20 protein-coding genes and 1 pseudogene are annotated in these 19,515 nt (G+C 41.6%); 11 read left to right on the top strand and 10 right to left on the bottom strand.

Going from position 1 to position 19,515, the window contains the following annotated elements; all coding sequences use genetic code 11:
* Both dsbG and B2Y23_RS04520 read left to right on the top strand, forming a co-directional pair.
* Nucleotides 1-402 (top strand): annotated as a pseudogene (dsbG, locus tag B2Y23_RS04525) (thiol:disulfide interchange protein DsbG); the annotation flags it as partial.
* 109 nt (nucleotides 403-511) lie between these two features.
* On the top strand, nucleotides 512-874 hold the full coding sequence (locus B2Y23_RS04520) for a YidH family protein (protein ID WP_291369296.1): 363 nt from the start codon (nucleotides 512-514) through the stop codon (nucleotides 872-874).
* Nucleotides 875-882: 8 nt separating this feature from the next.
* On the opposite strand, the gene B2Y23_RS04515 is transcribed toward B2Y23_RS04520, so the two are convergent.
* The gene (locus tag B2Y23_RS04515) at nucleotides 883-1,191 is read right to left on the bottom strand and encodes an ArsR/SmtB family transcription factor (protein ID WP_291369294.1); all 309 of its coding nucleotides are present in this window, start codon (nucleotides 1,189-1,191) and stop codon (nucleotides 883-885) included.
* Nucleotides 1,192-1,311: 120 nt separating this feature from the next.
* Here B2Y23_RS04515 and B2Y23_RS04510 point away from each other — a divergent pair, with 120 nt between their 5' ends.
* The 3 genes from B2Y23_RS04510 to B2Y23_RS04500 are packed head-to-tail and all read left to right on the top strand — an operon-like array spanning nucleotide 1,312 to nucleotide 3,021.
* Complete coding sequence (locus tag B2Y23_RS04510) at nucleotides 1,312-1,728, top strand: YeeE/YedE family protein (protein WP_291369292.1); 417 nt, start codon at nucleotides 1,312-1,314, stop codon at nucleotides 1,726-1,728.
* 1 nt (nucleotide 1,729) lies between these two features.
* Nucleotides 1,730-2,146, top strand: coding sequence for a DUF6691 family protein (locus tag B2Y23_RS04505; RefSeq protein WP_291369290.1), 417 nt, complete (start codon nucleotides 1,730-1,732; stop codon nucleotides 2,144-2,146).
* 2 nt (nucleotides 2,147-2,148) lie between these two features.
* Nucleotides 2,149-3,021, top strand: coding sequence for an MBL fold metallo-hydrolase (locus B2Y23_RS04500; RefSeq protein ID WP_291369287.1), 873 nt, complete (start codon nucleotides 2,149-2,151; stop codon nucleotides 3,019-3,021).
* Between the two features lie 292 nt (nucleotides 3,022-3,313).
* Here B2Y23_RS04500 and B2Y23_RS04495 read toward each other — a convergent pair whose 3' ends face one another.
* The 3 genes from B2Y23_RS04495 to B2Y23_RS04485 form a co-directional block, all read right to left on the bottom strand.
* Nucleotides 3,314-4,294: a class I SAM-dependent methyltransferase gene (locus B2Y23_RS04495; protein ID WP_291369285.1), complete on the bottom strand. Its 981-nt coding sequence runs from the start codon at nucleotides 4,292-4,294 to the stop codon at nucleotides 3,314-3,316.
* Between the two features lie 337 nt (nucleotides 4,295-4,631).
* Nucleotides 4,632-5,330 carry a pirin family protein gene (locus B2Y23_RS04490; RefSeq protein WP_291369283.1) on the bottom strand — a complete coding sequence of 233 codons (699 nt, stop codon included), beginning with the start codon at nucleotides 5,328-5,330 and terminating at the stop codon, nucleotides 4,632-4,634.
* Nucleotides 5,331-5,521: 191 nt separating this feature from the next.
* Nucleotides 5,522-6,760 carry a L,D-transpeptidase family protein gene (locus tag B2Y23_RS04485; RefSeq protein ID WP_291369281.1) on the bottom strand — a complete coding sequence of 413 codons (1,239 nt, stop codon included), beginning with the start codon at nucleotides 6,758-6,760 and terminating at the stop codon, nucleotides 5,522-5,524.
* Nucleotides 6,761-6,963: 203 nt separating this feature from the next.
* Between B2Y23_RS04485 and hemE the strand changes: the two genes are divergently transcribed.
* The 5 genes from hemE (at nucleotide 6,964) to B2Y23_RS04460 (ending at nucleotide 13,025) form a co-directional block, all read left to right on the top strand.
* Nucleotides 6,964-8,034, top strand: a complete 1,071-nt coding sequence (gene hemE, locus B2Y23_RS04480; RefSeq protein WP_291369279.1) for a uroporphyrinogen decarboxylase — start codon at nucleotides 6,964-6,966, stop codon at nucleotides 8,032-8,034.
* Nucleotides 8,035-8,073: 39 nt separating this feature from the next.
* Complete coding sequence (locus B2Y23_RS04475) at nucleotides 8,074-8,874, top strand: DUF817 family protein (protein ID WP_291356293.1); 801 nt, start codon at nucleotides 8,074-8,076, stop codon at nucleotides 8,872-8,874.
* A gap of 166 nt (nucleotides 8,875-9,040) precedes the next feature.
* Nucleotides 9,041-9,511, top strand: a complete 471-nt coding sequence (locus tag B2Y23_RS04470) for a DUF3015 family protein (protein ID WP_291356091.1) — start codon at nucleotides 9,041-9,043, stop codon at nucleotides 9,509-9,511.
* 76 nt (nucleotides 9,512-9,587) lie between these two features.
* A complete protein-coding gene (locus B2Y23_RS04465; protein ID WP_291369277.1) occupies nucleotides 9,588-11,474 on the top strand; it encodes a DUF4105 domain-containing protein in 1,887 nt (628 codons plus the stop codon).
* Nucleotides 11,475-11,615: 141 nt separating this feature from the next.
* Entirely contained in the window at nucleotides 11,616-13,025 is a 1,410-nt protein-coding gene (locus B2Y23_RS04460) for a diguanylate cyclase (RefSeq protein WP_291369275.1), read from the top strand.
* Between the two features lie 283 nt (nucleotides 13,026-13,308).
* Here the strand turns inward: B2Y23_RS04460 and B2Y23_RS04455 are convergent, their stop codons facing one another.
* From B2Y23_RS04455 to B2Y23_RS04430, 6 genes are all read right to left on the bottom strand, one after another.
* On the bottom strand, nucleotides 13,309-13,668 hold the full coding sequence (locus B2Y23_RS04455; RefSeq protein ID WP_291356086.1) for a cupin domain-containing protein: 360 nt from the start codon (nucleotides 13,666-13,668) through the stop codon (nucleotides 13,309-13,311).
* 109 nt (nucleotides 13,669-13,777) lie between these two features.
* Nucleotides 13,778-14,326, bottom strand: a complete 549-nt coding sequence (gene folE, locus B2Y23_RS04450; RefSeq protein WP_291356291.1) for a GTP cyclohydrolase I FolE — start codon at nucleotides 14,324-14,326, stop codon at nucleotides 13,778-13,780.
* A 94-nt stretch (nucleotides 14,327-14,420) separates the two neighbouring features.
* Nucleotides 14,421-15,107 (bottom strand): Smr/MutS family protein, encoded by a 687-nt coding sequence (locus tag B2Y23_RS04445; protein WP_291356084.1) that lies wholly within the window; start codon nucleotides 15,105-15,107, stop codon nucleotides 14,421-14,423.
* A gap of 15 nt (nucleotides 15,108-15,122) precedes the next feature.
* Nucleotides 15,123-15,929, bottom strand: a complete 807-nt coding sequence (gene trpC, locus B2Y23_RS04440; RefSeq protein ID WP_291369273.1) for an indole-3-glycerol phosphate synthase TrpC — start codon at nucleotides 15,927-15,929, stop codon at nucleotides 15,123-15,125.
* 18 nt (nucleotides 15,930-15,947) lie between these two features.
* Nucleotides 15,948-16,994: an anthranilate phosphoribosyltransferase gene (trpD, locus tag B2Y23_RS04435; RefSeq protein WP_291369271.1), complete on the bottom strand. Its 1,047-nt coding sequence runs from the start codon at nucleotides 16,992-16,994 to the stop codon at nucleotides 15,948-15,950.
* 17 nt (nucleotides 16,995-17,011) lie between these two features.
* Nucleotides 17,012-17,596, bottom strand: coding sequence for an anthranilate synthase component II (locus B2Y23_RS04430; RefSeq protein WP_131273239.1), 585 nt, complete (start codon nucleotides 17,594-17,596; stop codon nucleotides 17,012-17,014).
* Between the two features lie 969 nt (nucleotides 17,597-18,565).
* Between B2Y23_RS04430 and B2Y23_RS04425 the strand changes: the two genes are divergently transcribed.
* Nucleotides 18,566-19,515, top strand: a 950-nt coding sequence (locus B2Y23_RS04425; protein ID WP_291369268.1) for a glutamine synthetase beta-grasp domain-containing protein, incomplete at its 3' end; no start/stop codon positions are given.

Raw genomic sequence — 19,515 nt, 5'->3', positions numbered from 1 at the left:
GATGCACCACGGTTGGTTTATGTCTTTTCCGGTCCCAGTTGTCCATGTTGCTATAAATTCTGGCAAGCGGCCCGGCCTTGAGTCGAATCAGGCAAGGCACAGTTGCGTCATATTCAGATCGGTGTGATCCGTGAAGAAAGCCGTGGTCAGGTGGCAACATTGTTAATGTTGAAAGATCCAGCGGCAGTTTTTAACGATATGAACAAGAATAAAGGCAAAAAGCAGCTCAAGAAAATGGAAAAGATTCCTGCAGAAATTGCTGCCAAAATTGATGCCAATCAGGCCTTGATCGGGAAATACAGCTTTTTCTCCACACCGTCGATGGCTTGGAAAAATAACCGGGGTGAATTTAAATCCACTCAAGGCTTGGCGGTGGACGTTAAAGAATTTTTTGAAAAATAAGATTTTAACTACATGTTAGAAAAAGTTATTTTTTAATTAGAACTTCTATACAGGGTTGAGGTCCACATTTACATTAGTGGATAGGCTAAGTATGAAGAGCGGATAAGATATGTCAAATTTGGATGATCCACGGGTACTGTTTGCTTTGGAACGAACTGCTCTGGCATGGAACCGGAGTGGTTTGGCATTAATTGCATTTGGGTTTGTGATTGAAAAATCTAACCTGTTAGTACAACTGGTTGACCCAGATGCTTATGCGCAAAAAATAGCTTATTCACAATGGCTGGGAATTGCGGTGATTGTATTCGGTATGTTGGTAAATTTCGCCTCAATTCTACAATATCGGCGCGGATTGGCGTCACTGCGACCGCCGGAATTTATTGAGGGTTATTACACCCAACATCCCGTATGGCTAAACCTGTTTACTGCTTTTAGCGGACTGTTCCTGATCATTTCTTTTTGGCTGCATTAAGAGGAGGACTAGGCGCAATACAGCTCATACAGCTTTTGCATCAGGCTCAAGACCTTGGGATCACTCAGACGATAGAAAATCTGTTTACCCTCACGTCGGGTGCCGACCATGTCGGCCTTACGCAATACGGTCAGCTGTTGTGAAAGTGTAGGTTGATGAATATCGGTAGATTCTTCAATTTCCTGAACATTCATTTCCCCGTCGACCAGGACACATAAGATTTTCAGACGGTCAGGATTGGCCAAAACTTTCAGGCATTGGCTGACGAAATCGACTTGTGAAAAATCAATTTTGGCATTTGCAGCAATCATATCCATAAATGTCCTCAAAATTTTTAATGTAGTCCATGCAGTTCACATAATTTACCATAAAACTGCTTGATTAATATTTTTTATTATATAATATAAAAAAGTATATTGTATAGGGATTGATTCATCATGCATGACTTCCTCATCGCATTTATTGGCGGCTTAATGCTCGGACTTTCCGTGGTTGGCTATCTTTACGTCAATGGCCGTATTGCAGGAATCAGTGGTTTGGTTGGGCAGGTATTAAACTCAAAAACCATGTTTAAAACGCCTGCGATCTGGTTTTTGTCAGGCCTGATCCTCACGCCATTTATTTATGGCCTGTTTGTACAACCTGAAATTGAATTGAATGCCAGCCCATTGATGATGATTGTGGCAGGTCTGCTAGTAGGCTTTGGGACGCGTTTGGGCTCGGGTTGTACCAGTGGTCACGGAATTTGTGGCATCAGTCGCCTGTCTAAGCGTTCTATTGTCGCAACCATGACTTTTATGTTTGCAGGTTTTGTCACCGTTTATATTATCCGTCATATCACAGGAGCATTCTAAAATGAAAAATGTGTTTGCCTTTTTATTTGGTGCTCTGTTCTCTGTAGGTCTGATGGTATCGGGCATGTCCAATCCTGAAAAAGTACTCGACTTTCTGGATCTGTTTGGTGATTGGGATGCCAGTCTGGCCTTTGTCATGATGGGCGCGATTGCGGTGGCCTTTATCCCCTTTCAGAAAGCGGTACGTGCGGCTCAACCGAAAACAGTATTTAATGAGCCTATTGATTTGCCTAAAAATAATCAGATAGATAAGAAACTGATTACGGGTGCGGTTTTATTTGGTGCAGGTTGGGGTATTGCCGGTATCTGTCCGGCACCAAGTTTTACCTTGATCGGTTTGGGCCACTATCAAGTGCTCTATTTTGTTGTAGCAATGCTGGTGGGTGTTTGGATTCACCGTAAATGGTCAGGAGCTTAACGATGTCAAATTTACCTATAGTAAAAGATTTTTTTCACGAAGATACCAATACCTTCAGTTATGTTGTACGTGATCCTGCGACCAAAGCCTGCGCCATTATTGATAGCGTTTTGGATTATGATCCGGCATCGGCAAGTACCTCAACTATTCATGCCGATAAAATTATTGCCTATATTAAAGAGCAGGGTTTAACGGTTGAGTGGATTCTGGAAACCCATGTCCATGCCGATCATCTAACTGCTGCGCAATATCTCAAAGAAGAATTGGGTGGCAAGATTGCCATGAGCCAGAAGATTTCCGTGGTACAGGAAACCTTTGGTGCGATTTATCATCTGGATATTAAACAATGGAATGCCCAGCAGCTTTTTGATTATTTATTTGAAGATCATGAGTCGTTTCAAATCGGAACATTGAAAGCCTATAACATTCCTACACCGGGACATACGCCTGCTTGTCTGAGTTATGTGATTGGTGATGCGGTTTTTGTGGGTGATACCCTGTTTATGCCAGATTATGGTACAGCACGTTGTGACTTCCCGCGGGGCAGTGCAGAACAGCTTTATGATTCGGTGCAAAACCTGTTTCAATTACCAGAAGATACCCGGGTCTTTTTATGTCATGACTATTTGCCTGAAACACGTGAATCGTATGTGTGTGAATCTGATATACAGACACAAAAAACACAGAATATTCATATTCATCAGGGAATCAGTAAAGCTGAATTTGCTCAGATGCGAAATCAGCGGGATTCAGGACTGGGTATGCCTAAGCTGATTCTACCGGCGATTCAGATCAATATGAAAGCGGGGCAGTTTCCTGAGCCAGAAGCCAATGGTGTGTCTTATTTGAAATTGCCATTGAATTATTTTAAGTAATATTGAGCTATTCCTTCTGAGCAAGCCTACCTGTAGCTACAAAACTTATCCTGCAGATAGATTTTTGGTAGGCAACAGGGCTTCTCAAGGGAGATCCCCTGAATATCAAACATTACATATAAAATTGAGGAAAAGGAGTTGTTTGGAGCTTTACAAGCGTATTTAACTTAGCAATTTGGTTTAAATGTTTAAACTTGTAAAACAGTATTTCTTTCACGATGGCTAATGATTTTCACCAGTACCTTGGCTCATCTATATCTGTTAATTGTGCCTATATTCAAAAAATAATTTCCTATTTAAGCTCAACTGTATTTTCTACCTTCACCAAAACCAAAGCAATTCGTTCTATATGCTGATAAGCAGGCTGCTCCAACTCTTCACCAAAAACATCAGGATCAATTTCTTCATAACACCAGTTAATGTGTGATTTAGACAGCATCAACTTTTCAAGTTGCTCTACAAAAGGATTACCATCTGGACGAATAGCGACGCCGGTATATAAAAATAAACGTCCTTGAGGATTTAGTCGCTCAATACCCTCTTTAAGTATTTTAAAGGATAATTCATTGCCATCCAGTTGATTACCGCCATGACGATATTGCCGCTGATCTGCATCAATTAAATAAGGCGGATTGGCAAAAATAAGATCAAACTGTCCTTCCAGCTGGGTAAATAAATTACTGTAAACCGGATGGATATTATTTGAACCCGCAAAGCTGGCATTGATTTGACTATAAAATAGTGCCTTGGGATTAAGATCGGCTACCATGATTTCATCCAGGTCAGGGCAAGATTTGGCGAGATGAATTGCAGCCGCTGAAGTTCCGCAGCACAATTCCACAGCCCGTTTAAATGAATGCGGTCGAGCTGCTAAATATTGCTTGAGATGATAAACAAAGCGATAGGTATCTGGCCCAAAAAAGACCGCATCCTGTTGTACGGTAGGGAAACTTGAATGAATAAATAATTGCTGATCGAGCGAAGCGACACGTACATCACTTAGCCATCGATTATTCTGTAAATGGATGAGCTGATTGTCTTTCAGAATTGCAAAAAGCGCTGCATCGAGATCGGTTTCGGCAAATGCCAGATTCCAGCCGAAGATATCCCGAAGTGTAATTACGGTATTTTTTTCTTTCTTTTTTCGGCCCAAAATACGTTGATGTGAAAGAGGCGTTATGGCCGCAAATTGATAGTCGCGTTGTTTTAAAAAATCTAATAAAAAAAGCAAAGCTTGTTGTTGAGCGGTATCAATATTCAAAATCTGGTTCATATGGATTTTCTCTTCTGATTATTAAAAACCAATTTCAAGGTTCGGGACTTTATTAAAGCTTTTGAAATAACGCGGCCAGGCCCGTCTTAACTGATTAAAGTGACTTTTTATGGGGGTGATTGCATACAAAAGATAAGCTTGATTATCGCTTAAAATTAGGTGATTTGGGTAAAAAAGTGCTGCTGATTGGTTGGATTTATATTTTATATCAATCAATCTGAGGCGGGCTAAAACAGAAACTAAAATTGAATAAGGTATTTATTTTATTATTTTACTTAAATAGTCGAGACGACTATTTGATAATAATCATCTCGGATCGGGAGGAATAAAAATAGCTTTAATCTTGCACTTCGGGTAAATCAAACCAGATCACTTGTGCATCTTGCAAAGCTTTAATTTGGCTGGCTTCAAGAAATGCAATTGCACCGCCAGCTTCAACTGTATGCTCGGCAATTTGTACACTACCTGAAATCACATGCACATAATTGATATGTTGAGTCGCTTTCACAGGCAAACTTTGACCTTGCTCAATCAGCGCAGTTTTGACTTCGGCTTGCTGGCGAATATGCATTAATGCATTTTCCTTTGGTCCAACAATCAAATGCCATTGGTTCGGCTGTTCACGTGGGTCGCATTTAACCTGTTGATAGCTCGGCTCTGCATTGTGTTCATCAGGAATAATCCAGATCTGCAGCAGATGAACCGGAACATCACCCTGGTTCATTTCACTGTGTTGCACACCTGTTCCGGCACTCATCAGTTGCCATTCACCCGCAGAAATATGTCCTTCATTACCCATACTGTCGCGATGCGAGATGGTGCCATCCAGTACGCAGGTTAAGATTTCCATGTTGTCATGTGGGTGGGTGCCAAAACCATTATGTGCCGCAATCAGATCATCGTTAATCACACGCAGGGCGCTCACGCCCATGAGTTTTGGATTATACCAGCTGCCAAAGGAGAAGCTGTGTTTCGATTCAAGCCAGCCCATTTTGACATGACCACGGTTGTCACTCGGATGTAAAAAAGCATTCATGTTGATGCTCCTATCATTATTTTTAACTTGAGCTTATTTTAATGGTTTAAAAATGTCATAGAAATCTTAAAACGGCAACAAATCATTCTATTTATGAAACGATCATTGCATGAAATATGTTCTTGTTGAAAGAGAGTACAAGAAAAAAACCTGCATTTATTGCAGGCTTTTCTTGATGCAGCGTACTGTGATTATTCTAAGAATTTAACAGTCACACCTGATTTCACTTTCTTACCCAAATCATTGGCATCCCAGTTGGTTAAACGGATACAACCATGCGATGCTGTTTTAGAAATAGCAGATGGATTTGGCGTACCGTGAATACCAAAGGATTTTTTACTTAAACCAATCCAGATATTACCTACAGGACCGTTAGGACCTGGTGGTAGTGAAAGCGGTTTAGTATTTTTACCTTGAACAAAATTGCTTGGTGAATAGCTATACCAAGGATTTGGTGCTACGCCAGTGACTTTATAAGTTCCTGTTGGAGAAGGTGTATCCGAACTACCAATGGTCGCAGGGAATGAGCCAATCATCTGGTTACGACTGTTGAATAGATATAACTGTTTCGCACCTTTATGCGCCACAATTAAATGAATATCTTCTGGAACTTCATTGCGGATATTGGCAACAATAATTTTCTCGCCGGCTTTTTTGAAGGTTGCCTTAGGATTTAACTTTTTCAAAAAGTCTTCATCCATATGGAATTTTTCACCCAACATTTCTGTGACACGAGTGTAATACAGGCCTTTCATTTTGGCTTGCAGGGCATAATCGTGCGGAATGGTTTCTGCGTAAGGCCCTTTCAGGTCTGCATCTGTGATGGTGTATTCAACAAATGCAGGTTTAGCGCCCTGACGTGCAACCAAAGCATCCCAAGTTTCCTGGGTTAAAATACCTGTAGGTTTAAGACCACTGATTTGCTGGAATGAGGCAATAGCTTTCAGGGTATTTTTACCGCTTGCGCCATCAATCGCCCCTGGTGATGCATGAGCATTATTTAACATCACATGAGCACGTGCATAAACCGGGAATTGGCCTTTACCAATATTGTCATACCATGCCGCATTATTTAGACCATCCAAGGTCCAAGATGCTTTAACTGCGGCCGGATTCAAACTTGTTGATGGGCTAAGCGTCTTTGTCGTTGGTGCAGCACCAATCGCAGCGCTATCATCTTCAGTATTTTGGAGATTCTGCAGGGTTTCTGAAGCCTTGTTCAGGTCACGTTGTTCTTGTGGTGTAATCTGCGTATTCGCAGTGCTTGCAGCACCAGATGCGGCATCGGTTGCCAATGGATCAATCGGATCTTGAACGGCAACATTGGCAATCTTTTTAGGATTTAATGGTTGTTCAGCAGTAGATGCGGCAAATGCTGTACCTGCAAAAATGCAACTTAAACTCATGGCGAGTAATGTGCGAACGTACATGTAATTCAACCTTAAGAATTATTCATTAACTATGTGACAAAACTACACAAGTATTGCAGAAAAAATGAGGAGATGCAGTATTTGTTTTGTGTAAAAAATATTTTACATTTAACGTGATCGATTTTTAGCTGCAATAGAAGTTATTAAATTTTCGACCTTTTTGTTATGATGTTTCGAAGATTAAAAATGAGATGGGAAAGTGCATGACGACTCTAAAAAACGATCGTTTTCTACGCGCCTTATTACGTGAGCCAGTAGATACCACACCAGTTTGGATGATGCGTCAAGCCGGACGTTATTTGCCTGAATATCGCGAAACACGTGCCAAAGCTGGCGATTTCCTTTCCCTGTGCAAAAATAATGATTTTGCCTGCGAAGTGACCTTACAACCTTTGCGTCGTTATGACTTGGACGCTGCCATTCTATTTTCAGATATTTTAACCGTGCCCGATGCTTTGGGGCTAGGTTTATATTTTGAAGCCGGGGAAGGTCCAAAATTCCATAAAACCATCCGCAATGAACAAGATGTAGCGAACTTGCCTAATTTCAATGCCAAATCTGATCTTGATTATGTGATGAATGCGGTAAGCACCATTCGTTCGGCTTTAGGCGGACAAGTGCCGTTGATTGGTTTTTCCGGCAGCCCGTGGACACTGGCCACTTATATGGTGGAAGGCGGTTCCAGTAAGGATTTTCGTTATACCAAACAGATGATGTATGCACAGCCTGAAGTATTGCATGCTTTGCTGGATCGACTGGCGATTGCGGTGATTGAATATCTGAATGCGCAAATTGATGCCGGTGCACAAGCGGTACAGATTTTTGACAGCTGGGGTGGTGCATTAGCGCATCGTGAATATATCGAATTTTCCCTGAATTACATGCAAAAAATCGTTGCCGGTTTAAAACGTGAAAAAGACGGACGTAAAGTTCCGGTCATTTTATTTACCAAAGGCGGCGGTCAGTGGCTTGAGCCTATGCTGGCAACCGGTGCCGATGCCTTTGGACTGGACTGGACTACACCTTTGAATGTAGCCCGTCAAACCATCAACGGTCGCGCTGCCTTACAAGGCAATCTTGATCCTGCAACTTTATATGGCACGCCAGCATCCATTGAAAAAGCCACCAAAGCCATGTTGGATGATGCTTATGCCGGTGGTGAAAAAACCGGTTATGTGGCTAATCTGGGCCATGGGATTACCCAATGGGTCGATCCTGCGAATCCTAAAGTATTTATTGATACCGTGCATGAATACAGCGCCAAGTATCTTTAATGCATTGTGAGTCAACTCATTTTTTAGGATTCAACCTTGATCAGTTTTTTTAAATCATGTTTTGAATTCTCATTTAAGGCAGCTTCGGCTGCCTTATTTGGGATTTTACTGCTGATTGCTTTCGCACTTAGCGCATCGATGAATAGCCAGGAATTTTACGGCTTTTTTCGTTATGACTATCTGTTGTTTTATGCCTTAATCATTCAGGCCTGTTTGCTGTATTTAAAACTGGAATCCTGGGCCGAAGCCAAGGTGATTGCCTTGTTTCATATCATGGCGATGGGTATGGAAATTTTTCTGACTCATCCAGAGATTGCGTCCTGGCAATATCCACAGCCGGCAGTTTTTAAAATAATGACGGTGCCCTTATTTGCCGGATTTATGTATTCGGCAGTGGGCAGTTTTTTTGCGCGTTCACTCAGACTGTATCAGGTGTCATTTGATAAATTGCCGGGTTTTAGCAACATGCTGGCTTTGGCAGTACTTTCCTATATTAATTTCATGAGCAAATTTTTTGTTCCCGATATTCGTTTGTTGCTCTTCGCCTGGAGTGGGGTGATTTTCTGGAAAACCAAAATCCGCTTTCAGTTGCAGCAACATCAGATTCAATTGCCGATGTTACCTGTACTGGTTATTTTAGCGTTTATTATCTGGATTGCAGAAAACATCAGTACCTTTAACAAAATCTGGTTATATCCCAGTCAGGTAGATGCCTGGCATATGGTGGGCTGGGGCAAGATGGGTTCCTGGTATTTGCTATTATTGCTCAGTCTGGTGCTGGTTCTGAAAATATTAGGCAAACGTAATTTTGATGGGCGCTGGATTCTGAAAAATCATTAAAATAGTAGTGGTTTATCTTTAGCTAAAACATACATTTTTTCCATTGAACGGCACTTGACTTACCGCTACTCTGCAAGAATGTAATTTAGATTACATGACTAAAGTAATAACGTAATAGTAATAATCGTAATAACAAAGATTGCATGAGAATAATTGGAGAATAAGCATGTTGAAGAAAATAATGCTGGCTGCAGTACTGGTCACAGGTTCAGGTATGGCAATGGCCGACAATGATGTAGGTTGTGGTATTGGTAGCCAGGTATGGGCAGGCCAATCCGGTATCGTTCCTAAACTTCTGGCAGGTACTACAAACGTTCTTTTTACTAACCAATGGCTCGGAATTACTTTTGGTACTTTAGGATGTAGCCAAGGTGGAAGAGTAACCGCTCAGGTGGTGGCTTTTACCAATGAAAATGCCGAGACCCTCGCGCGTGATATGTCGGTAGGTGAGGGTGAAAGCCTGAATGTACTGGCTGAATTGCTAAATATCAAAGCTGAAGATAAAGCACGCTTTTTTGCGCTATCCAAGCAAAATTTTTCTGAAATCTATTCCGATCAAAACCAGAATACTCTTCAAGTCTTAGCGTCTTTGCAGGCCGTTATGGAAAAAGATGATGTATTAAAAGTCTATATCTGATCCATTGACTGAAAACCCTGTCTTCCCGGCAGGGTTTTCTTATGAATACAAGAATTAAAGAGAATAAGACTACTCAATGAAATATGCTTTTTTACTGCTTGGACTAGCTATTGCACCTTTGAGTGATGCAGCCGAAATAACACCAGACATCGCTCCTTATTTAACTCGGGCGGAAGCCAAACAGCTAGATCAATCACGTACCTGGCAACGTTTGATGTATGCGAATGCACAAGGCCAAAGCGAGGTTGCGTATTCAGGATTTTTTCTCACCGAGCAGGGGCGTAGCAATCTTAAAAAAGAATTGCAGCAGAACATAAAGGCATTATTTTTAGCATCCGAACCGAACCAGTCTGTGCGGTGCCGGTTCCCGGCTCGTAGTCGCTGGCTGATGCAGCAACTGGAATTGTCTGAACAGCAATTGCCCGCAGTAAGCTGTCCCGAATTTGAGCAGTGGATCAGTGAAGTCAAACCCTATAAAGCGACCTTGGTTTATGCGACGGATTATATGGGCAATCCCAGTTCCATGTTTGGTCATACCTTATTACGTCTAGATCCCAAAGACCAGCAGCAGTTGAACCTGATTTCCTATGCCGTCAACTATGCCGCTACGGTGAATAGTAATGATAACTGGTCATTTGCCTGGAAAGGTTTGACCGGACAATATCCCGGTGAATACTCACTGATGCCTTATTACCGCAAGGTCAAGGAATATGGCGATCTGGAAAGTCGCGATTTGTGGGAGTATGAGCTAAATTTGACTCCGGACGAGACTCAGTTTCTGGTTCAGCATCTTTGGGAAATGCAGAAAGTCAGTTTTCCTTATTATTTTATTAATGATAACTGTGCTTACCGTTTACTCGGGCTGTTTGACCTGGTCCGTCCCGAACTTGATTTGCAAAAACAGTTTAATAGCGCTGCAATTCCGATAGAAACCCTGAAAGTTGTAGAGCAGCAGGGATTGGTCAAGCATAAAATTTATCGTCCTGCCTTGGAAACCCAATTGTTGGCCCAGGTCAGACAGCATGGCAAAACGTTGGCTAAAACTGCCCATCAGTTTGCTTATGCCGATATTGCTGTTATGCCGTCTATGTTAAATGCTTATCCAACAGATGATCAAGCTAAAATGCTGGAAATGGCCTATGATCATTTATATCTGGATTTTCTTAGACATAAAATTGATCGCTCTTTTGCCCAGCCTCGCTTTCGTCAGTTATTGGGCTTAAGAAGCCAGCTCAATATTGATAAACAGCGTCAGCCGCCCGAGCCTCCAAAAACGGATCCGACCCAAAGCCACAATGCGCGTGATGTTTCTATTCAAGCAGGAGAAGTGCAAGGCAAGTCATTTGTCAAGCTGGGACATCGTCAGGCTTACCATGATCTGATTGATCCACAAGGCGGTTTTCGAACCGGTACACAATTATTGTTTTTGCAGGGCTCGGTGCAATATCGTGAAGATCGACTTAAACTGGAACATTTCGACCTGTTTTCGGTGAACTCCTATAACCCGATTACACCATTTAATACGCCGCTCAGTTGGGGTTTTAATTTAGGTTGGCAACAGGAAGCTTTAGAACAGGATGGACAGTTTAGTGAACACGAGCAGCATGGACTGGCTCGCTTAAACATCCAGGCCGGCTATAGCCATGCAGATCAGGCTCGGGAACATTTATGTTATGCCCAATTACAAGGCCATCTTCAGGCAGGAAAAGCTTTAGATCGAGGTTGGCGTGTTGGAGCCGGGCCTACGCTAGGCTGTCAGAATATCTGGTCTGATAAAATCAATAGCTTAATACAGGTAGAGCTACCGTACTGGGAAGATTCACAGCAATGGCAAATGCGGCTCAATACCCAACTGCAATATGTATTCAATCCTCCGAATGCGATTCGTTTCAACTGGCAATATCAACAGCAAGACAGTAAAGACTGGATGAAAACCGGAGTGGGATATATACGCTTCTTTTAGAGTAAAAAATCTAATAAATGTTTATTTTTACTCATTATTTATGTAACACAACTTTTGGTCCACACAGTATTTATTGTCATTATTTGTTATATTAATAACGTAATTATCTCCCTCTCCCTAAAAAGTCTTGGAACCAGTTATATGAATAATGAATGTATGGCCATGCTGGCTGAGCAATGGGAACATATATGTCAGAATTATTCATCAGATGATTTATTGCATGCCTTTCAGTTTATACAAGATCATTCGCTGATTCTGGTTGAAGAATTTTATAAAAAAATGCTGGTCGAGAAAGAGTCCGCAGAATTTTTCTCGGATGATTTGATTCAGCAACGCTTGCTCAATACACTGAATGCTTGGCTGCTGGAGAGCTTTAGTGTTGGCATTAATAAACGCTATAGCGAAGCGGTACAAAAACAGCACATGGTGGGTCATGTGCATGCGCGTGTGGGCATTCCATCCTGGTTAATCATGCGCGGTGTATGTGAAATTGAGCGCAAAATATTTGAACTGATGGCTCAAAATCCACAACAGGATATGTTCACTGTTTGCAGTTACATGGTCCAGATCATGGGCTTTTCAACTGAAATCATGTGCCGGTCATACGAAGCCAAAACGGCAGTCAATCAAGAGATTAAACACAGTTATCGACTGTTCTCCGCAATGCAGGATGTAGCAGTACAAAAAGACAAACAACGCAGCTCATTACTTGATTGGGAAAATGAACTGATGTTTAAAGTCTTTTCAGGTAATGTCGGTTTTCATCATCCTATCTTGTCTAAATCTGAATTTGGTTTGTGGTTTATTCATAAAGCATCCTATGCTTTTAGCGGTTCCGATCAGGTGCAATTGATCATTGACCGTATTTATCAGGTCGATCAGCTCAATACTGCCGTGATTCAGTGCACGCAAAAAGATGAGATCTTGGGACTGATTCAGCAGATTCGTGATTTAAACCGTGAAATTCAAATCTTGGTCGATCAGTTGTTCCAAGTGTCTGAGTATATCGAATCAGGCAATGATTCACTGACCCAACTGTTAAATCGTCGTTATTTAAATACCATTATTTCACGTGAAATTACTTTCTCACGTCAAAATGGCACGTCATTGTCTTTGCTTGCGATTGATGCGGATTTCTTTAAATCGATTAATGATAAATTTGGACATGCTGCCGGGGATTTGGCACTGAAATTTATTGCTGAAACCTTACAAAAATATAGCCAAGGCAGTGATTATGCTTTCCGGGTGGGCGGTGAAGAGTTCCTGTTGTTACTGGTAGATCATGATGCGCAACGTGCCATGCATATTGCAGAAAGTATTCGTAAATATGTGGAAAATGGCATGATCACCACCACTCAGGGTCTGCAATTCAGATTTACCGTAAGCATTGGCTGTGTGCTTTATGATGGTCAGCCAGATTATCAAAAATTCCTTGCTGCCGCAGATACTGCACTTTATGCAGCTAAAAATAGCGGCCGAAACCGGGTTTATTTGGTGCAAAGCGAGTTACCGACTCCAGACATTGCATTGATTGAACACAGCGAATGCTAGGATAACTACTGAAGCCGAGCTCTACATTCTTATTTTGCTTGATATTTAAAAATAGGGCTTGGCTTCATTCTTTTGCAAAATTTGCGTGCCATATCAGGACTAATAAAATCATGCTGCTGTAAATAGCCTAAGAAAAGCGGATAAATTTTTCCGCTCATTCACCTTAGACAGATGGTGAGCGGGAGAGAATGGCTTGAGTAATGATATATACTGAACCTATGAGTGTGCTACGGCTTTAAAAATTTTTATAAAAATATAAAAGAAAAATCTGTATATACAGGTTCTAGGCTTCTACCACGACAAAATATTTTTTCACTGCTTCAACGACTTCAAATGTTCCAGTGAAGCCAGGTGGAATAATGCCTGCATTTCCCGCAGTCACTTCAATATAACTGTCAGTCACTTTGTCATGGATGCGAACGACACCTTCAATGATTTGAAAGAATTCCTGTTTGTTGGCAGCAAACTGGATATTCCAGGCACCTACTTCACACTGCCAGATGCCGCAGTTCATATGGGGATGTTCATACAGGCTATATGTTTCACGTTTAGGATTACCTTGCACTAAACGGTCCGGACGAGGGTAATCAATTGCTTTTTCAGCCTGCGTTAAGCCTCGTCCTGCTAACAAAATATGCGACATGAATCATCCTTAAATATATTTACTTCAATTAAGTCAGTATGCATTTTTCACTGTATATCAGCACCCATAAAAAAACCTCAATAAAGATTGAGGCTTTTTTAGTATTAACTTAATAGCTTTCAGGTAAAGCGGTCAAGAATTCACGACGTTCGTCTTTATTGGTTTTAAAATCCCCCACAAAAGACACCGTACGGGTAGTCGATTCCTGTTTGCCCACACCACGCATCATCATGCACATATGCGCAGAATCAATCATTACTGCAACACCGCGTGCTTTAGTCACTTCAGCCACCGCTTCAGCAATTTGCTGGGTCAGGTTTTCCTGAATTTGCAGACGGCGCGCAAACATTTCAGTAATACGGGCAAATTTGGATAAACCCAAAACCTGGCCTTCAGGTAAGTACGCAATATGCACACGACCGTAAAAAGGTAGTAAATGATGTTCGCAGAGAGAATAGAATTCGATATTTTTGACCAAAACCATTTCACGGTTGTCGGAAGGGAAGACCGCACTATTGGTCACTTCTTCTAAAGTTTTGCTATATCCAGACGTTAAATACGAAAAAGCTTTAGCAGCACGCATTGGCGTATCTTTAAGACCAGGACGATTAAGATCTTCACCAACGGCAGTTAAAATGTTGGCGTAGGATTGCTGCATAGACATAAGACGTGTTCACTTACACTGATATTGAACAAGGACGGCATTGTAGCAGAAAACCGCTACAATACCCTGTTTTAGAGAAAAATTCCGATTACTGTTTGAATTTTGGGTTCTTTTCTGCACGTTTTAGCAGAACCAACACTGCACCAGTGCCGCCTTGCTTTTCAGGTGCACTAACAAAGGCTAGAACATCACGGTGCTGACGCAACCAGCCATTGACATAGGTTTTTAAAATGGCTTCCGGACCTTTGCCATGCACAATCTTAATGACATTCTGATTTTCATCTTTGGCCATTTGAATAATCTGGAGCACTGCAACACGGGCTTCTTCTACGGTACAGCCATGCAGATCGACCGCTTCAAACCAGCGCAGGTTACCAGCTTTTAAATCTTCAAACACTTTGTGCTGCAACGTTGCAATGCGATAGCTTAATGTCGCCTGACTCGCGACCGGATTAAGCATAGCTTGGGTATCCGACAATTCCGCCTGATCGGTTTCCATCGGTCCGGTCGCCGCTGCACGTTTCGCTAAAGTTTGTGCATCCGGTTTTTTCTTGGATGTTTTTTCAAGTTTTGCAATATTACTGGTGTCCATTTTTTTGACACCTTGCATTTGCTTTTGAAAAAGCTCGAAGTCATCTTCCTGTTCTTGCTGAACCTGAGCTTTAGGCTCAGGCTGTTTGGCAATTGCAGTCGAATGCGGATTGGTGATTTGCTTTTTAAAAGATTTCAGTAAATTGTACTGATCTTTCGAAAGCGAAGAATCATGTTTACTCATAATCTTGGTTATTCACTAAATCAGTTCAGGCTGACCAAATAATGCGCTAAAGGCATAATCTGGACGAGGCTGTTTCATAAAACTTTCACCCACAAGGAAGGCATGAATATCATGTTCTTGCATCATGTGGACATCGGCAGGTGTAGCAATACCACTTTCAGTAACCAGTAAACGCGAAGGCTCAAGCAATTTTTTCAAACGCAGCGATGTATTTAAATCAACATCAAAGGTTTTTAAATTACGGTTATTTACGCCTAACAGACAACGATCTGAGAGCTTCATTGCACGTTCCAGCTCATCTTCATCATGCACTTCAACCAGTATATCCAGATTATGTTCAAATGCTGTTTTCGACATTTCTTCCAGTTGCTGGTCAGACAGACAGGCCACAATTAAAAGAATACAGTCTGCATGCAGGGCACGAGCTTCAATCACCCCATAAGGGTCAATCAAAAAATCCTTGCGTAATGCGGGCAGGGCACAGTGTGAACGGGCAATCTGGATATTTTCATCCGCACCCTGGAAAAAGTCTACATCTGTCAGTACAGACAGGCAAGCTGCACCAGCGTCTTCATACTGCTGGGCAATTTCCGCAGGATTAAAGTTTTCACGAATCACGCCTTTAGATGGCGAGGCTTTTTTAATTTCTGCAATCACACCTGGACGTTTAGACATGACGCTTTGTGCAAAACCACGCACAGGCGTTGCTGCCTGCGCCAGTTCTTCTACATCTTTATAGCTGCGTTGCTTAAGACGGGCAGAAAATTCTTCCTGCTTACGGTCAACAATTTTGCCTAAAATTGTATTTGCGATATCTACCATGATCTTTGTCCTACTGCCTTAAGCTTCGTATTCTTTTAAAGTTTTGGTGAATTCGGACAAAATGCCCATTTTTTCTAAAGCCTGACCGCCGTAGATAATGTCATGCGCCAATGCCACACCTTGTTTATAATTGCTGGTTAAACCGGAAACATAGATGCCCGCACCGGCATTCAGTGCCACCATATTGGCCGCTTTTTCACCAATCGCAGATTTTTTCTTGCCTAAGGCATCTTTAATCAGAGTCAGGCTTTCAGCTGAGCTATCAACTGATAAACCCGTCAAAGTTTGCGATTCAATATCGACAGCTTCAGGTTGAATTTCCCATTCAATGATTTCACCATCTTTCAGTTCAGCCACATAGGTTGAAGAAGCAAGACTAATTTCATCCAGGCCATCTTTAGAATGCACCACCATCACGTGTTCTGCACCAAGCTGTTTCAACACTTCAGCCATCGGGCGGCAAAGTTCAGTGGAAAATACGCCTATCACAAAGCGCTTTACTCCGGCCGGATTGGTCAGCGGACCAAGCAGGTTGAAAATACTGCGGAAGCCGAGTTCTTTACGCGGGCCAGCCGCATATTTCATGGCCTTATGATGATTCGGCGCAAACAGGAAACCGACGCCCATTTCACGAATGCAGCGTTCAGTCTGTTGCATGTTGAGGTCAAGGTTAATTCCTGCCTGTTCAAGTAAATCAGATGAGCCGGATTTAGAGGAAACACCGCGACCACCATGTTTGGCAATGGTGGCACCTGCGGCTGCAATGACAAAACTGGATGCAGTCGATACGTTAAACAGGTTTTGGCCATCACCCCCTGTACCAACAATATCCACCAGATGAGGCAGATCGCTAACATCAATTTTAATCGCAAACTCACGCATTACGCGTGCAGCAGCGGTAATTTCATCAATACTTTCGCCTTTTAAGCGCAGTCCCATCATCAAGGCGCCAATCTGTGCATCAGTGGCTTGACCATTCATAATGGTGCGCATCACCTCTTCCATTTGCGGTTGAGTGAGTTCGATATTTTTAGTGATGTTATTTAAAGCTTGTTGAATATTCATAATCTTGATCGCGCTCGTTATGCGTAAATTTCTAAAAAGTTTTTAAAGATTTGATGACCGTGCTCACTTAAAATGGATTCAGGATGGAACTGCACGCCCTCGACAGGCAATGTCTTATGTTTCACACCCATAATTTCTTCCATGGAGCCATCTTCTTCATTGGTCCAGCAGGTCACTTCCAGACATTCTGGCAACGTCGCCTGATCAATCACCAGAGAGTGATAGCGCGTTGCAGAAAACGGACTAGGCAGATTGCTGAAAATACCTTTATTGCTGTGATACATGTCCGATAAGCGGCCATGCATGACTTTTTTGGCACGAATCACATCTCCACCAAAAGCTTGACCAATACTTTGATGCCCCAGGCACACGCCCAATAAAGGGATTTTGCCGGCAAAGTGCTGAATCGCAGGAATGGAGATGCCTGCTTCGCTTGGTGAACAGGGGCCAGGACCAATGACAAGATATTTTGGTTGCCATCGCTCAATATCTTCCAAGGTCACGGCATCATTACGGACTACTTTTACTTCCTGATTTAACTCGCCAAAATACTGCACGATGTTATAGGTAAAAGAGTCGTAGTTGTCGATCATTAAAAGCATGAGCTAACCTATTGAAATTTGCGCACGTATATGTGCTCGAATAGTCCAAGAATACTCACATGATTTGGATGTTTACTTCGTCGTGCAATTTAAACGCAAGGCAGTAAAACAGCTAAAAAATGGAGTGGCAATAATGATAGCAAAAAATAATCATTTTCTGCTGAACTATTTCTATGATAATGATTTTAGTGAAAATCACTACATGAGAATAAGCTGATTTATTTGCATTTTATGATGCAGAAAACTCATTGAAGATGAGGTTAATAATGGCATGCCATTTTGAAAATACGCTACAACCAAAATACTCATTTCAGTGCTTAATATAAGATAATTAATTTATTTTTGTAATAAACTATCTATAAGTAAGTATTATGTTGGTTGAATTTTCATCATTGAAGTTTGGCTTCATAAAAGTACATAAAATTGTGCTGATAAGAATTTGTATATTGTCACCAAAATAGCGCAGAGTGTTTCATGACTTTGATCGTTTGAAATATTTTTAACTTGTATGCTAGAAAAATAAAAAATAGATAAATAATAATAAGATAGTATTTATTTTTGATTTAAACGAGGTTGACCATCAAATTGAAAACGCGGAATATATTTAATAATAAAATCATCAACATGATAGAGAATAAATTATTAAGAATTTATTTTAAACGAAACTGTTGAATATTCAGGCAAACAGCAAGTAAAACCAGGTTGTTACATAGAGTAAAAAATAAATTCGCACCAATTTGATACACTGAAAGCCGCTTTTCAAGTAAATGTGATTATGAGTGTTTGAATATGGTGCATTTACATTTGTACACAGTATAATAGCGACAAAGCAAAAAGCTTAAATCTTCTATTCTGATAAAGAATTCAGTATTTTATCTTTGCTTTTAAAAAGTTGGTACGAGAATTGCTTTATAGACACCAACTACTAACACGCACTTAGCAGGTGCAACAAAAAATCATCGGAGCAAAATGAGCATGGCGAACAAGGTCCTTCAACTCATCCAAGAAAGTAGCGCAAAATGGGTCGATTTTCGCTTTACTGATACTAAGGGTAAAGAGCAACACGTAACTTACCCAGCGGACAGTATTGACGAAGATACATTTGAAGACGGTAAAATGTTTGATGGGTCTTCAATTGCAGGCTGGAAAGGTATCGAAGCGTCAGACATGATCCTTCGTCCAGATGCTGAAACAGGTTTTATCGACCCGTTCTTCGCAGAACCTACAGTTGTCGTGACTTGTGACGTAATCGAGCCATCAACTGGCCAAGGTTATGAACGTGACCCACGCTCTATTGCTCGCCGTGCAGAAGAATACTTAAAATCTACAGGTATCGGTGATACTGCATTCTTTGGCCCAGAACCAGAATTCTTCGTATTTGACGAAGTGAAATGGGACATCGACATGTCTGGCGCGCGCCACACATTGATCGCTGAAGAAGCTGCTTGGTCTACTGGTAAAGACTATGAATCAGGTAACTCTGGTCACCGTCCACGCGTAAAAGGCGGTTACTTCCCAGTTCCTCCTGTTGATTCTTCACATGACATGCGTGCTGATATGTGTGCGCGTATCGAAGACATCATGGGCCCAGGTCGTGTAGAAGTACATCACCACGAAGTTGCATCTTGCCAGCTTGAAATTGGTGTGAGCTTCAACACGATGGTTCGTAAAGCGGACGAAGTTCAACAGTTCAAATATGCAGTTTGGAACGTTGCGCACCAATACGCTAAAACAGCAACCTTTATGCCTAAACCAATGGTTGGCGATAACGGTTCTGGTATGCATGTTCATATGTCAATCTCTAAAGATGGCAAGAACCTGTTCGCTGGTGATGAATATGCAGGCTTGTCAGAAATGGCGTTGTACTTCATTGGCGGTGTGATTAAACATGCTCGTTCATTGAATGCAATCACAAACCC

The organism is Acinetobacter sp. UBA5934, from assembly GCF_002430855.1.
In the GTDB taxonomy this organism is placed as follows: domain Bacteria; phylum Pseudomonadota; class Gammaproteobacteria; order Pseudomonadales; family Moraxellaceae; genus Acinetobacter.
Note: the sequence above shows the minus strand (reverse complement) of the source record. Positions and strands in the feature narration are given on the sequence as shown.

Bases quoted from the DNA above. Each gene is read 5' to 3' on its own strand.
- B2Y23_RS04495 (WP_291369285.1), bottom strand. From the start codon at position 4,294: ATGAACCAGATTTTGAATATTGATACCGCTCAACAACAAGCTTTGCTT.
- B2Y23_RS04465 (WP_291369277.1), top strand. From the start codon at position 9,588: ATGAAATATGCTTTTTTACTGCTTGGACTAGCTATTGCACCTTTGAGT.
- B2Y23_RS04470 (WP_291356091.1), top strand. From the start codon at position 9,041: ATGTTGAAGAAAATAATGCTGGCTGCAGTACTGGTCACAGGTTCAGGT.
- B2Y23_RS04515 (WP_291369294.1), bottom strand. From the start codon at position 1,191: ATGGATATGATTGCTGCAAATGCCAAAATTGATTTTTCACAAGTCGAT.
- B2Y23_RS04455 (WP_291356086.1), bottom strand. From the start codon at position 13,668: ATGTCGCATATTTTGTTAGCAGGACGAGGCTTAACGCAGGCTGAAAAA.
- B2Y23_RS04510 (WP_291369292.1), top strand. From the start codon at position 1,312: ATGCATGACTTCCTCATCGCATTTATTGGCGGCTTAATGCTCGGACTT.
- trpC (WP_291369273.1), bottom strand. From the start codon at position 15,929: ATGGTAGATATCGCAAATACAATTTTAGGCAAAATTGTTGACCGTAAG.
- B2Y23_RS04460 (WP_291369275.1), top strand. From the start codon at position 11,616: ATGAATAATGAATGTATGGCCATGCTGGCTGAGCAATGGGAACATATA.
- hemE (WP_291369279.1), top strand. From the start codon at position 6,964: ATGACGACTCTAAAAAACGATCGTTTTCTACGCGCCTTATTACGTGAG.
- B2Y23_RS04445 (WP_291356084.1), bottom strand. From the start codon at position 15,107: ATGAGTAAACATGATTCTTCGCTTTCGAAAGATCAGTACAATTTACTG.
- B2Y23_RS04485 (WP_291369281.1), bottom strand. From the start codon at position 6,760: ATGTACGTTCGCACATTACTCGCCATGAGTTTAAGTTGCATTTTTGCA.
- trpD (WP_291369271.1), bottom strand. From the start codon at position 16,994: ATGAATATTCAACAAGCTTTAAATAACATCACTAAAAATATCGAACTC.
- B2Y23_RS04500 (WP_291369287.1), top strand. From the start codon at position 2,149: ATGTCAAATTTACCTATAGTAAAAGATTTTTTTCACGAAGATACCAAT.
- B2Y23_RS04520 (WP_291369296.1), top strand. From the start codon at position 512: ATGTCAAATTTGGATGATCCACGGGTACTGTTTGCTTTGGAACGAACT.
- B2Y23_RS04430 (WP_131273239.1), bottom strand. From the start codon at position 17,596: ATGCTTTTAATGATCGACAACTACGACTCTTTTACCTATAACATCGTG.
- B2Y23_RS04505 (WP_291369290.1), top strand. From the start codon at position 1,730: ATGAAAAATGTGTTTGCCTTTTTATTTGGTGCTCTGTTCTCTGTAGGT.
- B2Y23_RS04490 (WP_291369283.1), bottom strand. From the start codon at position 5,330: ATGAATGCTTTTTTACATCCGAGTGACAACCGTGGTCATGTCAAAATG.
- folE (WP_291356291.1), bottom strand. From the start codon at position 14,326: ATGCAGCAATCCTACGCCAACATTTTAACTGCCGTTGGTGAAGATCTT.